Source organism: Pseudomonas sp. 32_A (genome assembly GCF_017490905.1).
Taxonomy (GTDB): Bacteria; Pseudomonadota; Gammaproteobacteria; order Pseudomonadales; family Pseudomonadaceae; genus Aquipseudomonas; species Aquipseudomonas inefficax.
The window spans coordinates 133,108-147,436 of the sequence record NZ_JAFGYI010000007.1 but is presented as its reverse complement, the minus strand read 5'-3'; the positions used below and the strand labels follow the sequence as shown (position 1 = coordinate 147,436).

Annotated in this window: 9 protein-coding genes and 1 rRNA gene; 4 read left to right on the top strand and 6 right to left on the bottom strand. The window is 60.8% G+C overall.

Annotated features, from left to right (window positions below; translation table 11 throughout):
* Positions 1 to 7: 7 nt before the first annotated feature.
* Positions 8 to 123: ribosomal RNA gene (gene rrf, locus J5M58_RS06915) — 5S ribosomal RNA — on the top strand.
* A gap of 130 nt (positions 124 to 253) precedes the next feature.
* Here the strand turns inward: rrf and J5M58_RS06910 are convergent.
* The 4 genes from J5M58_RS06910 to J5M58_RS06895 all read right to left on the bottom strand — a co-directional run bounded on the left by J5M58_RS06910 (position 254) and on the right by J5M58_RS06895 (position 5,115).
* On the bottom strand, positions 254 to 2,668 hold the full coding sequence (locus J5M58_RS06910) for a TonB-dependent siderophore receptor (protein WP_306795235.1): 2,415 nt from the start codon (positions 2,666 to 2,668) through the stop codon (positions 254 to 256).
* Positions 2,669 to 2,859: 191 nt separating this feature from the next.
* Positions 2,860 to 3,810 carry a FecR domain-containing protein gene (locus tag J5M58_RS06905; RefSeq protein ID WP_207877657.1) on the bottom strand — a complete coding sequence of 317 codons (951 nt, stop codon included), beginning with the start codon at positions 3,808 to 3,810 and terminating at the stop codon, positions 2,860 to 2,862.
* 4 nt (positions 3,811 to 3,814) lie between these two features.
* Positions 3,815 to 4,318, bottom strand: a complete 504-nt coding sequence (locus J5M58_RS06900; RefSeq protein ID WP_112251649.1) for a sigma-70 family RNA polymerase sigma factor — start codon at positions 4,316 to 4,318, stop codon at positions 3,815 to 3,817.
* 107 nt (positions 4,319 to 4,425) lie between these two features.
* A complete protein-coding gene (locus J5M58_RS06895) occupies positions 4,426 to 5,115 on the bottom strand; it encodes a GntR family transcriptional regulator (RefSeq protein WP_112251646.1) in 690 nt (229 codons plus the stop codon).
* Between the two features lie 203 nt (positions 5,116 to 5,318).
* On the opposite strand from J5M58_RS06895, the gene lapG reads away from it, so the two are divergent.
* Both lapG and lapD read left to right on the top strand, forming a co-directional pair.
* Positions 5,319 to 6,080 (top strand): cysteine protease LapG, encoded by a 762-nt coding sequence (lapG, locus tag J5M58_RS06890; protein WP_181457321.1) that lies wholly within the window; start codon positions 5,319 to 5,321, stop codon positions 6,078 to 6,080.
* Between the two features lie 10 nt (positions 6,081 to 6,090).
* Positions 6,091 to 8,037 (top strand): cyclic di-GMP receptor LapD, encoded by a 1,947-nt coding sequence (lapD, locus tag J5M58_RS06885; protein ID WP_112251645.1) that lies wholly within the window; start codon positions 6,091 to 6,093, stop codon positions 8,035 to 8,037.
* Between the two features lie 173 nt (positions 8,038 to 8,210).
* Here lapD and J5M58_RS06880 read toward each other — a convergent pair whose 3' ends face one another.
* Together J5M58_RS06880 and J5M58_RS06875 are read right to left on the bottom strand one after the other, a co-directional pair.
* Positions 8,211 to 9,587: an HlyD family type I secretion periplasmic adaptor subunit gene (locus J5M58_RS06880; protein WP_207877655.1), complete on the bottom strand. Its 1,377-nt coding sequence runs from the start codon at positions 9,585 to 9,587 to the stop codon at positions 8,211 to 8,213.
* Positions 9,577 to 11,733 (bottom strand): type I secretion system permease/ATPase, encoded by a 2,157-nt coding sequence (locus J5M58_RS06875; RefSeq protein WP_133969874.1) that lies wholly within the window; start codon positions 11,731 to 11,733, stop codon positions 9,577 to 9,579. Before J5M58_RS06875 ends, J5M58_RS06880 begins: the two co-directional genes overlap by 11 nt.
* Before the next feature lie 897 nt (positions 11,734 to 12,630).
* On the opposite strand from J5M58_RS06875, the gene J5M58_RS06870 reads away from it, so the two are divergent.
* On the top strand, positions 12,631 to 14,329 hold a 1,699-nt coding region (locus J5M58_RS06870), incomplete at its 3' end, for a retention module-containing protein (RefSeq protein ID WP_207877653.1).

Below are 14,329 nucleotides of genomic sequence, written 5' to 3'. Positions count from 1 at the left end.
AGAATTTCTTGACGACCATAGAGCATTGGAACCACCTGATCCCATCCCGAACTCAGCAGTGAAACGATGCATCGCCGATGGTAGTGTGGGGTTTCCCCATGTGAGAGTAGGTCATCGTCAAGATTCAAATCCAAAGCCCCTGTCTGCGATGCAGACAGGGGCTTTGTCTTTTCCGGTGGGGCATCAGGCGAGCGCGCTTCCCGTGTAGGAGCGGCCTTGTGTCGCGATCGGAAGCGCAGCGGCCGCCATAGACTCAGAACTGATAGCTGACCGTAGCGCTGACATTGCGCTCTTCACCCATGTAGCAGTAGTTCAGGCTTGCACAAGAGGCGATGTAGCTTTCATTGGTAAGGTTGTTGGCGTTCAGGCGCACATCCATCCCCCGGAGGCCGACCTTGCCCAGGTCATAGCCGATCGAGGCGTCGAACAAGGTATAGGAAGGCACCTTCATGCTGTTTTCCGCATCCACCCAGCTGTACCCCACGTACCGCACCCCACCGCCCAAGCGCAGGCCATCCAGTGCCCCCTGGTGGAAGTTGTAGTCAGCCCAAAGCGAGAACATCTGTTTCGGTGCCTGGGTTGGTGAATTGCCCTTGTTATCAAGACTGGCCGACACCAGGCTGGGCATCGACTTTGCGTACTCGATATCGGTAAAGGTATAGCCGCCAAGCAGTTTCAGGCTATCGGTCAGCTGCACATGGGCCTCCAGCTCTAGCCCTTGTGAGCGCACTTGCCCTACAGGGCGATAGAAGTCCTCGTCAGGCTGCTTCGAGGCCAGGTTCTCCTGCTCGATGCGGAACACCGATGCGGTGAACAGGTTGTCGCTACCCGGCGGCTGATACTTGATACCAGCCTCCCATTGAGTGCCCTCGGTCGGTGCCAGAGGGCGGCCTTGCTGGTCGGATACGGTATTGGGGTTGAACGACTCCGAGTAGCTGGCATAGGGCGCAATACCGTTCTCGAACAGATAGAGCACACCCGCGCGGGTAGTGAACCTGGAGCGCTGGTCACTGACCTTTGTGTTGCTGTCGCGATTCTCCTCGGACACCTTCACCCAGTCCTGGCGCAGCCCCAACGAGAAGCGCCATTGGTCCAGCTCCACCAGGTCCTGCAGGTAAACGCCCGTTTGCTGCAGGCGCCGCTGGTAGCGGTTCTCGCCAAGTACCTGAAGGTTGCCATTGCCGTACTGCGGGTTGCCGGCATCCAGCGGGTCGACTGTGCCATAACGCCAGGCCACGTCGGCCTTGCGTCGCTGGTAGTCGGCGCCCAGCAGCAGGGTATGTTTGGCGGCCCCGGTGAAGAATTCGGCCTGCAGCATGTTGTCGATGATGTACGAATGCAGGCGTTCGTCGCCGCCGGTATAGGCGCGGTTGAGGACATTGCTGTTGGCGTCCGCCCAACCGGCGGAATACACCTGGTCCATCGACACGTCAGAATCCTGGTAGCGGAAGTTCTGTCGCGCAGTGAACACATCGTTGAAGCGATGCTCGAACTGGTAGCTGAAGGATTGTTGGGTGCGCTCGTAGTTGTCGATACCTGGCTCGCCTTCGAAGAAGTGGTCCGACAGACGCAAGCCGTTGCGCTTGTGCAGCATGCCGTCTGCAGGGTTACCGCCGTGGTAGCCGCCGTTTGGATCGTGTTGCAGGTAGGCCTGCAGGGTCAGCGAGGTGTCTTCGTTGAAGTCGATACTGACGGCCGGCGCGATGGCGTAGCGTTCTTCCTTGTTGTGGTCGAACTGCGTGTCGGAAGCATCCGCCAGGCCTGTCAGGCGATAAGCGATACGCTTGTCGTCATCCAAAGGGCCGCTGAAGTCGAAACCCGTGCCACGTTGGCCCTGTGTACCTAGGGTAGCCTGGACTTGATGGTAGGGGGTAAACAGCGGCTTCTTGGTAGTCAGTGCCACCAGGCCTCCTGGGGAGCTACGGCCGTACAGTACCGAAGACGGTCCCTTGAGAATATCGATGCGCTCAAGGAAGTACGGGTCCACCTGCATGGTGCTGTAGGTTCCGTTATCGCCCATCGACTTGAGCCCGTCGACGTAGATGTTGTCTACCGAACCGTCGTTGAAACCACGCATGGCCACATAGTCATAACGATGGGTCGCACCGTAGGGGTTGGTCAGCACCCCCGGTGTGTAGCGCATGGCTTGGGCGACGGTTTGGGAGCCTTGGTCGTCCATCTGCTGACGGGTGACCACCGAGACCGATTGCGATGTCTCTACCAGTGGCATGCTGGTCTTGGTCGCAACCTGGCTGTGGGTAGCGTTGTAACCCTCCATGCTGCCCAACGCATTGCCAAGGGTGAAGCTACGGACATCGGTGTCTGGCAATGACAATGCAGCGCCCTGGGGTTGTGCCTGCAGCACGTAGCTGCGGCCATCCTGACTGACGGCTTCCAGGCCGCTGCCATTGAGCAACTGGCGCAGTGCCTGATCGGTTGGGTACTGCCCCTGCAGGCCGTTCGACTGCAAGCCTTGGGTGAGCTGAGGTGTACTGGACAAGGTAATGCCAGCCTTTCGGGCGAACTGGTTGAGCACGTCATCCAGTTGGCCGGCCGGGATCGCATAGTAGTGGCTCACCTGGGCCGTTTCAGCTGCCATGGAAAGTTGCGGTGCGGCTGTCAGGCCCAACGCGGTGCCGAACAGGGCAGCACGGACTGCTTTGCGCAGTGGCGCTGATTGCAAGACAGGTCGAAAATCATTCGCGTTAAATGTGTGCGCGGAGTCGGTAGGCATGAGGGGTCCGTTGAGGTGTGAGGGCAGGAGGTGTCGCTTACTGTCCTAGCCGGACCGGCATTCAAAACCCGTCAAAAAAGTTGTTGCGGCGCGAAGCGGCCCTGAACGCAATAGCCGCCTTCAGTTCAGGCCAGCCCCTCCACGCGAACCCACCAGCGTGTACGTTGGCGAAGCCGAATGGGCAGCGTCCGTGGCAGCAGCTGCAGCAGTTGCTCCGGGTCTTCGAGGCGGAATACACCGGACAGGCGTAAATCGGCAATGTCGTCGCTGCAGCCCAGGTAACCGTGGCGATAACGGCTGACCTGCGCGAGGAAGTCGAGCAGGCGCATGTCCCGGGTGACGATCAGGCCCTCGGTCCAGGCCATCGCATCCATCGCCACCTGCTCTAGTCGGTGTGTACCTAGCGCATCCAGGCGCCAGTTCTGGCCGCTTTCGATCCATTGCAACTGGCCAGGCCGGTGTATCGCCACTCTGCCATGGCTGACACTGACCTGCGTGCAGTCGCTGTCCTGGCGTACCACAAAGCGCCCTTCGAACCCTTCCAGTAACGCGTCTCGAGTTTCTACAAGCAAGGAACGCTGCGGGTTGCAGGCAATCATCAATTCCCCTTGCTTCAGGCGGACCATGCGCTGCTGGTTATTGAAGACCAGGTCGACGGCACTGCGGGTATTGAGTTGCATCAGCGAGCCATCGGGAAGCGTAAAGCTGCGTCGTTCGCCCGTGCCGGTGGCGTAGTCCGATGTCCAGGCGTTGACCGTATCAAGGTCTTTTCCCACCCATGCCGCCGTCCCCACCATGGCAGCGCCGCCAAGCAGCTTCAGTGCCTGCCGACGGTACAGGCGGCGCTGGCTGGTTTCCAGGGTCTGCAAAGCCAGCCCGGCGCCAGGGACGGCACGCAGGTCGAGGTCCTGATGCAGGTGAGTCACCCGTTGCCAGGCCTGTTCGTGTTGGTGGTGGGCTGTGCGCCATTGCCTGCACTCTTGCTGCAGGGCAGGGTCATGCCCGCTCTCGCGCAGCCTCAGCATCCACTGAATGGCCTGCTTTACCGCTGTTGCGCCAGGCTGTGCGGCGGTCATCGCGTCAGCACTCGTCGGCGTAACGCAGCAGGTAGCAATGGTAGAGCGCGTCGGCAATGTAGCGCTCCACGGTACGTACCGAGATCCCCATCTGGTCGGCAATGGCCTGGTGCTTTAGCCCCTCGCATTGGGCCAGCAGGAATGCGCGGCGTACTTTGGGCTTGAGGCCGTCGAGCATGCGCGCGATGCGCTCCAGCAATTCCAGCAGCAGCTCACGGGTTTCGGCCGAGGGGGCCTGTGCTTCCGGCACCTGGGCAAGTGCCTCGAGGTAGGCCTTGTGCAGTTCCTCGCGCCGCCAGTGATCGATCACCAACCCACGCGCAACAGTTCGCAGGAAAGCCCGAGGAGTGTTCAGCTGCAAGTGTTCGCGACGCTGCAGCAGGCGCACGAAGGTATCCTGGGCCAGGTCTGCGGCATCGGCGGCGTTGCCCAGCTTGCTGCGTAGCCAGGCATGCAACCAGCCGTGGTGGTCACTGTAGAGCGTTTGCACGGAATCGTTGCTGGGCATGGGGAGGGCGCTGCCACCAATGGACATGAATGATAATTAGTCTCATTGTTGACAAGTGCCGATCAATTTGCAACCCATCCGACCGCCCATGATGCAATCACTACTTGCTAGCGGCGCAGTTGAGTATCCAGGTACTTGCGGATTACCCGCGATGCGTTATTCAGGTGCCGTTCCAGCACCGTTACCGCTTCATCCACCAGCTTGTCGCCAGCGGCATCCGCCAGTGCGTTGTGATCATCCTGGGTGAGCTTGCCCAGGCCCATGGACGAAAGATGAAACCGCAGGAAGCGCTCTTCCTCGTTCAGTTCGTCCTCGATCAGGCGCAGCAGCTTCTTGTTCGGCGCTTTGTTGTACAGCGACATGTGGAACAGGCGATTGAGGCGGCCGATTTCAGCGTGACGGGTTTCGTTTTCCAGTTGCTGGATATACCCGCGCGCGCTGGCGATGTCGTTGGCATCGAGCAACGGAATGGACTGGCGCAGCGCCTCGGTCTCGAGCAATACGCGCAGGGCATAGGTGTCCACCGCGTCCTCGCCGATCAACGGCGCAACAACCGCGCCCTTGTGCATCTCAACCTTCAGCAGCGATTGCGCTTCGAGCTGGCGCAGGGCTTCACGAACGGGCATGCGGCTGACACCGAACAAGGTAGCGAGCTCTTGCTGGCGTATGGCAGTACCTGGGGGCAAGCGGCCATCAAGAATGGCGCTGCGCAGGCGTTCTTCAATCACGCCACGGGCCTGGTGCGGCAACAGCTGCTCGCTGGCCAGCACATTGCTCAATTTGATTTTCTCGGCCACGCGACGCCTGCCTCAACGATGACTAAAGTTGGATCCAATGACACTAGTAACAGCTCTTCGGGGTGTCAAACCTGTACTTGTGATGGAACAGGCGCCCCAAAGCGCGGCTATGGTGGATGAAGTCGCCGGGCAAAGGAAGCGACCTATAGAAGGTTATAACCAGAAAGTGTAGGTCGACTGACCGGCGGGTGCATGATTGCAGGGTGCCATTGTTTTTTGCCCTGGCAAGCCGCACCATCGCTGCTTTCGACTGGCCTGAACAGGGCTACGCAGTGGCGATATCCTGGATGCTCAAAACCGTTGTGCAACGTGTCGGCCTTGCTGCGCTGTTGGGCAGCCTGCTGCTGGGCGGCTTGCACGCGGATTGGGACTTTTCCCAGATCAGCCGCAAGTCGCAGGCCCTGTATGGCCCCTTGGGTGCCGGGCAAGGCCGTATCGATGCCTGGCAGAACCTGATGGCAACACAGAAGCAGGGTACGGAGCTTGAGCGGCTGCAGGTGGTCAACCGCTTCTTCAACCAGCAATTGCGCTATGTCGAGGATATCGACCTGTGGCGCGAGGTCGATTATTGGGCCACGCCGGTGCAGGCACTGATCAAGGGCGCAGGGGACTGCGAAGACTACGCCATCGCCAAGTATTTCAGCCTGCGGCGCATGGGCATCCCCAGCGAAAAGCTGCGCATCACCTACGTCAAGGCGCTGCGACAGAACCGGGCACACATGGTCCTGACCTATTATTCAAGCCCACAGGCACAGCCATTGGTGCTCGACAGCCTGATGGATGCCATCAAGCCGGCCAGCCAGCGTACCGACCTGCTGCCGGTATACGCCTTCAATGGTGAGGGTTTGTGGCTGACAGGCGCCGCAGGCAACAAGAAGGTCGGCGATACCAAGCGGCTGTCTCGCTGGCAGGATTTGCTGAAGAAAATGCAGGCCGAAGGGTTCCCGGCCGAGCCGGTTTACTGAAGGAGCACAGATGTCACTGTTCAAACAATTGCTGTTGGCCATTTGCCTGTTCCTGGTAGTCGCCTTCAGTGGCAGTTTCATGGTCAGCCTGGAAAGCTCGCGCAGCCAGTACGTCAACCAGTTGCGCTCGCACGCCCAGGATGCGGCGACAGCGCTGGCGCTGTCGCTGACGCCGAATATCGATGACCCGGCGATGGTCGAGCTGATGGTCAGTTCGATCTTCGACAGTGGTTACTACTCGAGCATCAAGGTTGTCGACCTGGGCTCCAATGCTGTGCTGGTGGAGCGCCACGCCGAGCCGGACCCCGGCGGTGTGCCGCGCTGGTTCGTGCACCTGATCGGCCTGGAAGCCGCCGGTGGCGATGCCATCGTCAGCCGCGGCTGGCAGCAGGCCGCACGCGTTGAAGTGATCAGCCACCCGATGTTCGCTGTTGCCAAACTCTGGCAAAGCGCCTTGGGCAGCCTGGGTTGGCTGCTGTTGTGTGGCGCGGCCAGTGCGGTACTCGGCGCCTTGCTCCTGCGTCGCCAGTTGCGGCCGCTGGACTACATGGTCGAGCAGTCCCACGCCATTGCCCGCCGCGAGTTCCTCAGCCTGCCCGAGTTGCCCCGCACGCCGGAGCTGCGTCGGGTAGTGCAGGCGATGAACCAGATGGTAGAGAAGCTCAAGGCATTGTTCACCGAGCAGGCCGAGCGCAGTGAGCGGCTACGTACCGAGTCCTACCAGGACAGCCTGACCGGGCTGTCCAACCGCCGTTATTTCGAGATGCAGCTGAACACCCGGGTGAGCAACCTGGAAGAAGCGCGTGCTGGGTACCTGCTGTTGTTGCGGGTCCAGGGGCTGGCAGGATTGAACGCCCGCCTTGGCGGCCAGCGCACCGACCAGTTATTGCAGGCCGTGGGTGAGCAGTTGCGTCGCACCTGTGCCAGCTACCCGGAGACCAACGACCTGATTTCCCGCAGCCGCGGGGGCGAGTTCGCCGTGCTGGCGCCGGGCATGGTGCATGAAGAGGCGGTGCAGCTTGCCCAGGCCTTGGAAGCAACACTGCACAGCCTGCACGAAACGGGTGCCAGTGATATCGACCCGGTGGCTTGTATCGGCCTGGCGCCGTTCAGTCCCGGTGATTCACCACAGGCATTGCTGAAGCTTGCCGACGAGGCGCTGGCCCGCGCCGAGAACCAGCCAACGCCGGGCTGGGTGTGCCTTGAACAAGGTGTGGCAGCAGTTGCTGCGGATAGCCAGCATGTCTGGCACGAGCGGCTGGACCAGGCGTTCAACAACGGGCATTTCGAACTGTTCTTCCAGCCAGTGGTGGATTGCGCCTCTGCGCAACGGGTACTGCATCACAAAGTGATTTCGCGTTTGCAGGATGGCCAGGGCGAGGCGCTGCCGGCAGGCCGCTTCCTGCCCTGGCTGGAGCGCTTCGGGTGGATGCCGCGGCTTGATGTGCTGGTGTTGGAGAAGGTGCTGGCGCACCTTCGAGGGCATGATCAGGTGCTGGCACTGAACCTGTCCGCCGCCACCCTGGCCGATCCCAAGGCCCTTCAGCGTGTCTTCGAGCTACTGGGCCAGAACACGGCCCTCGGCCCTAGGCTGGTTTTCGAAATTGGCGAGGAACAGTTGCCTGAGCAGGCGGCCCTGGAGCAACTCACCCGGCGCCTGCACGCGCTTGGCTTCGGCCTGGCGCTGCAACGCTTTGGTGGGCGTTTCAGCATGATCGGCAACCTGGCGCACCTGGGCCTGGCGTACCTGAAAATCGATGGCAGCTACATCCGCAACATTGACCAGGAGCAGCACAAGCGGCTGTTCATCGAAGCGATCCAGCGCGCCGCACACAGCATCGATCTGCCGCTGATTGCCGAGCGGGTCGAGACGGAAGGTGAGCGGTTGGTGTTGAGGGAAATGGGTGTGGGCGGGATTCAGGGGCAGTTGGTTGGTGAGCCTGCCCCCTGGCGCTGACAACTTGCAAGTATCGACGAGGTATGCAGTCCCTTGTAGGAGCGGCCTTGTGTCGCGAAAGGGCCGCACAGCGGCCCCAGGATTTCAGCAAATATGCATAAATCGCTGGGGCTGCTGTGCAGCCCTTTCGCGACACGAGGCCGCTCCTGCCGCGATCACGGTAGGGATGGCGATCAACGCTCGCGCAACGCTTCCGAACGCGCTTTCATGATCGGCTTGAGCAGGTAGCTCATGATGGTTTTCTTGCCGGTCATGATATCGACCGTCGCCACCATCCCCGGAATGATCAGCAGTGGCTTCTCGTCAGTGCCCAGGTGGCTGCGGTCGGTGCGCAGCTTGATCAGGTAGTAGGTGGTCTTCTTGTCTTCATCGGTGATGGTATCGGCACCGATCTGCTCCAGCTTGGCCTTCAGCCCACCGTAGATGGTGTAGTCATAGGCCGTGAACTTGACCGTCGCCTCTTGCCCCGGGTGGAGGAAGGCGATGTCCTTGGGCAGGATCTTCGCCTCGATGACCAGTGAGTCGTCCAGCGGCACGATTTCTATGATGTCGCTGCCGGGCTGGATCACCCCGCCAATGGTGTTCACCAACAGCTGCTTGACGATACCGCGTACCGGCGAAGTGACCATGGTCCGGTGCACGCGATCATCCAGCGCCTTGCTGGTCGCCGTGGCCTTGCTCAGCTCGGTGCGCGCTTCGTTCAGTTGGGTCAGTGCTTCGCTGCGGAATTTGCCACGGGTCTCTTCGATCTTGCTTTGCACCTCGCGAATGGCCGCCTCGGCACGCGGGATGGCCAGCGCCGTGGAATCCAGCTGACCGCGGTTCTCCACTTCGGCACGGCGCAGGCGCAGCACCTCAACCTGGGAGATCGCGCCGGTGGCCACCAGGGGCTCGGACATGCTGATCTCCTTGCGCAACAATTGCAGGCTGTTGGCGTACTGGGCGCGCTTCGAGCTGAACTCACGCAGTTCCTGCTGGCGCTGGACCAGCTGTTGTTGCAAGCCACCAATTTCGTCCTGCAGTTGCTGGCGCCGGCTCTGATACAGCGATTCTTCGTTTGCTGCCTGGCTTGGCGCGGCTTTGCGCAGTTCCTCATCAATCTTCAACAGGGTGTCACCCACTTCGGCACTCAGGCGCTCGACGCGCAAGGCCATGGCCAGGCGGTCGGCCTCGGTTTCACCCACGTTGGAGGCGAAGCGGGTTTCATCCAGGCGCAGCAATGGCTGGCCCACTTCGACGATCTGCCCTTCCTTGGCGAAGATCTCGGCGACGATACCGCCCTCCAGGTTCTGGATCTTCTGCACCTTGGACGACGGAATGGCCTTGCCTTCACCCCGCGTAACTTCGTCGATGGGCGCGACGCTGGCCCACACGATCAAGAACACGAAGAACAGGATCACGCCCCAGATGGTCAGCCGCACGACTCGTGGCGCATCCTCGATCAGGGCCTTGTTGACCTCTGGCAGCGGCTGGCCACCCAATGAATCGGAACCTTTGAAATAACGCCGCAGGCCGTCCTTGAATTGCCCTACATCCAGCTTATGCAACACTGATCTGCCCCTTCTTCAGCGCATCCATGACCGCGGCTTTCGGGCCGTCGGCGACAATCTGCCCGCGATCGATCACGATCAGTCGGTCCACCAGTGACAGCAGCGAGGCACGGTGCGTGACCAGCAGCATCGTCTTGCTTTCCACTACCGCCTGCAGCCGTTGCTTGAGGCGTTCTTCGCCGGTGTTGTCCATGGCGCTGGTCGGTTCGTCCAGCAGCAGAATCTGCGGGTTGAGCAACAGTGCACGGCCCAGGGCGACGTTCTGTCGCTGGCCGCCGGACAGGTTCTGCCCACGCTCACCCACCTGCAGCTCGTAGCCGTCCGGGTGCAACCGGGCGAACTCGTGCACGCCTGCCAGTTCGGCAGCCTGCAGAATCAGCTCATCCTCGATGTAGCGGGCCCCGCTTACCAGGTTATCGCGCAGGGTACCGGCCAGCAGCTGGATGTCCTGAGGCACGTAGCCGATGTTGTGGCGCAGCTCGCTGACGTCGATCTGGCGAATGTCCACGCCATCGACCAGCAGCGAGCCGCCATCGGCCTCGTACAGGCCGACGATGAGCTTGGCCAGCGAGCTCTTGCCCGAGCCGCTGCGACCGATAATGCCCACTTTCTCGCCGGGGCGGATGGTGAGGTTGATGTTCTTCAGCGCCTGGTTCTGTTGGTTCGGGTAGGTGAAATCGACCCCGCGGAACTCTACGCTGCCCTGTAGCACCTTGCGGCTCAGCGGGCGTTCTTCGAAGTTGCGCTCTTGCGGCAGTTCCATCATGTGATCGGTGGAGACCATGGTCACCTTGGCTTGCTGATAGCGAGCGAGCAGCCCGTTGAGCTGGCCCAGCGGGCCGAGGGCGCGACCGCTGAGCATGTAGCACGCCACCAGGCCGCCCATGCTCAGGTTGCCGTCGATGATCAGGTACACGCCAACGCAGATCATTGCCACGCCTGCCAGTTGCTGGATCAGCAGGGTGATGTTCATTGCCAGGCTCGACAGCACCTTCACCCGCAGTTCCAGGCGGCTGAGGGTGCCGAGTGTCTGCTCCCACATGTACTGGCGTTCGCTTTCGGCATTGTTGACCTTTACCGCATCCAGGCCGGCAAGGGTCTCGATCAGGCTGGACTGGCGCTCCGAGGCCAGGGCCATGGTCCGCTCCATGGTCGCCATCAGTGGCCTTTGCAGTGCGTAACCGATGCCCAGGGCCAGCGGGAAGGCGATGATCGGGATCCACACCAGGTGCCCGCCGATGACAGCAATGACGATCAGGATCAGGACGGTGAACGGCAAGTCGATCAGGCTGGTCAGGGTCAGCGAGGCGAGGAAATCACGCAGGCCCTGGAACTCGTGAATGTTCTGGGCGAAGCTGCCGACTCTGGCTGGGCGGTACTTCATCGACATGCCGACGATACGTTCGAACAGCGTTGCCGAAATGATCAGGTCGGTCTTCTTGCCAGCCAGGTCCAGGCACAAGCCGCGCAGGCCCTTGAGGATCAGGTCGAAGATGTAGGCGCCGGCGATGCCGATGGCCAGGACCCAGAGGGTCGAGGTGGCCTGGTTTGGTACCACCCGGTCATATACGTTCATCACGAACAGTGGCGCGGCCAGGGCGATCAGGTTGATCACCAGGCTGGCAGCAATGGCGTCGATATACAGCCATTTGCTGCGCAGCAAGGTATCGCGGAACCACGACTTGGCCCGGGGGATGAGGTTGCCGTGGTTGACGTCGAACTTGTGCTGCGGCTGGGCAAAGAATACCCGGCCACTGTAATCGCTCTGCAGGGCTTCGCGGCTGACATGCACCTCGCCACCATCGCTCTCGCTGAGCAGCAGGCGTGCGGTGTCTTCGTTCTCCCAGCCCAGCAGGACGGCGCTGCGGCCTTCCTTGAGCAGCAACATGGCTGGCATGGCGATGCTCGGGATCTGCTCCAGCTTACGCTGCAGCAGGCGCCCCTGCAGGCCGGCCCTGGCGGCGGCGCGGGGCAGCAGCTCGGGGCTCAGGCGCTGGGCCGGCAGCGGTAGGCCGGTAGTCAGCATGACCCGGCTGGCGGGCTTCTGATGCAGGACACACAGGCTCAACAGACTATCCAGCAGGGGATCGTCATGCTGACTGCGTGGATCGTGGCTGAGTTGGACTCGACTGACTTCGGATTCCACGCGGCGCTCTCTTCATCCTTGGGTAGGTGGGGTGGGTGTTCCGCCGTTCAGGCTGGCTCACCCTGGCTTTCAACGGTGCTGCCAGGCAATGATCATGAGGCTACGGCACCTAGGCGTACGGGCCAATGGTCGCCTTGAATCGGTATTGAGTAAACAATTCTACGGTCTTCATTCCTGGCAGACGATGCTGGGAGGTGGATGTTTCATTTTTGATCCAGTCAGCTCCAAGCCGAATCAGTTTCAGCATAGCCTGCCATCTGGCTGACGACAGAGGTGTAGTCGGTATCGACTCATGCCACGTCAATAAGTAGGCGCTTATTTATTGACGGTGCTCAGTAAGTAAGTGCGCAAGATATATTTGTTGGCAAGCAGGTCGCCAACAGACTTGGCTGGACAATCGGCAACGCTTTCTCATTTTCGAGCTTGCAGTATTTGCACAGTGCCTCTATCTCCTTGATCTACAGCAAGTTACGCAGCGGTACCACCTTTAGGCAAGGTTTGTGCTTGTGTCCAAGCAATGGCCCGAGCTAGCGAAAGTAACTTGACGCTTGAATCTTTGTTAGCTGCCGATGAGCGGTTGTCCTGGCGCGGTCTTTACGATACTCAGGTCGGGAGAAGATGCTGAAAAGTACCCACTGAACGCGCTTTCGATGATGTACGGCACTTATTTACAAAACGCGTGGCTAGGATCCAAATATCAATGTGACATTACATTGTTGATTGTTTAGGATTGCATTATATAAGGTCAATTGTTTGGCATTTGGTCAATTCCAAAAAGTTATAGACGGGATATTGACGCCAGTAAGCGGCCAGAGATCATCGACATAGTTCCGCCTGAAGTGGTCTGCGAGCGCCGCTCTGGCAGGGAAGTACCCATCGGGTCACACGGAGAGTCCAATGAGCAGCGTTGTAGCCATCGTCAAAAGTATTGTCGGCCAGGTTATTGCGGTATCCCCAGAGGGCATTCGACGTGTTCTGATCGAAGGGGACCGCCTGCTGGCTGGTGAGGAAGTACTCACCGGCCCGGGCGGTGCAGTCACTTTGGAACTGGCCGATGGCCGTGTGCTCGACCTTGGGCGAGACAGCCAGTGGAGCGCTGATGCGCCGGAAAGCAGCACCGACCTGAGCCAGGCTACCGCGCAGGCCGCACCGTCGGTGGAGGAACTGCAACAGGCGATCGCTGCCGGTGTCGACCCGACTACCGAGCTTGAAGCGCCCGCGGCTGGCCCATCGTCGGCGGGCGGTGGTGGCGCACTGGGCGGTGGCCACAGCTTTGTCATGCTCGAAGAAACCGCGGGCCGGGTCGACCCTACCGTCGGCTTCCCGACCGACGGGCTGGGCTTTGCTGCCGTGCTCGATGGAGAAGAGGTTGGCGTGCTGGATACCACCAGCAACAACCAGGTGACTACACCGGCGGCGGACACCAACGTTGCTACCGACCTGGTTCTTGGCGCTACCCCTTCCATCAGCGAAGCGGGTGGCGTAATCGTTTATACCGCTACGGTTGGTCAAGCGCCGAGTACCAACCTGGTCATCACCCTTTCCAACGGGGCCGTAATAGTCATTCCGGCCGGGCAGACCTCGGGTAGCGTCAACGTCGTGGTCCCGGCAAACGATACCCCATATATCGACGGCGGCCAGATTTCGGCGACCGTAACGGGCACCACCGGGGGCGGCGGGCTGACGGTGACTGTGCCGCAAACGCCAGCGATTACCCAGGTTACCGATACCGTCGACACCACGACTGCGACTCTGACCGCTTCGCCAAGCGTGACTGAAGGCGGTGTCATCACTTACACCGTGACCCTGAGCAATCCGGCGCAGACGCCGGTGACCGTGACCCTGTCCAATGGCCAGACCATCACCGTTGAAGCCGGCAAGACCCAGGGCAGTGTCGACTTCCAGACCCCGGCCAACGACGTCTACAACAACGGCTCGACCGTCAGCACGACGATTACCGGTGCGGCCGGTGGCAACTTCGAGCAGCTGACCCCGAACCCGACTCCAGCTCAAACCACGATCAACGATTCGGTCGATAACACCACCGCAACGCTGACAGCAACGCCGTCGGTGACCGAAGGCGGTGTAATCACTTACACCGTGACCCTGAGCAACCCGGCGCAGACCCCGGTGACAGTGACCCTGTCCAATGGCCAGACCATTACCGTCGAAGCCGGTAAGACCCAGGGCAGCGTCGACTTCCAGACCCCGGCCAACGACGTCTACAACAACGGCTCGACCGTCAGCACTTCGATTACCGGTGCGACCGGTGGCAACTTCGAGCAACTGACGCCGAATCCGACCCCGGCTCAAACCACGATCAACGACTCGACCGACACCACCACCGCGACGCTGACCGCTTCGCCAAGCGTGACCGAAGGCGGTGTCATCACCTACACCGTTACCCTGAGCAACCCAGCCCAGACGCCGGTGACCGTGACTCTGTCCAACGGCCAGACCATCACCGTTGAAGCCGGCAAGACCCAGGGCAGTGTCGACTTCCAGACCCCGGGCAACGACGTCTACAACAACGGCTCGACTGTCAGCACGACGATTACCGGTGCTACCGGCGGGAACTTCGAGCAGCTGACCCCGA

Excerpts from the sequence above, each read along its gene's own strand:
- J5M58_RS06905 (WP_207877657.1), bottom strand. The coding sequence starts at position 3,810 with ATGACCGCCGCACAGCCTGGCGCAACAGCGGTAAAGCAGGCCATTCAG.
- J5M58_RS06900 (WP_112251649.1), bottom strand. The coding sequence starts at position 4,318 with ATGCCCAGCAACGATTCCGTGCAAACGCTCTACAGTGACCACCACGGC.
- lapD (WP_112251645.1), top strand. The coding sequence starts at position 6,091 with ATGTCACTGTTCAAACAATTGCTGTTGGCCATTTGCCTGTTCCTGGTA.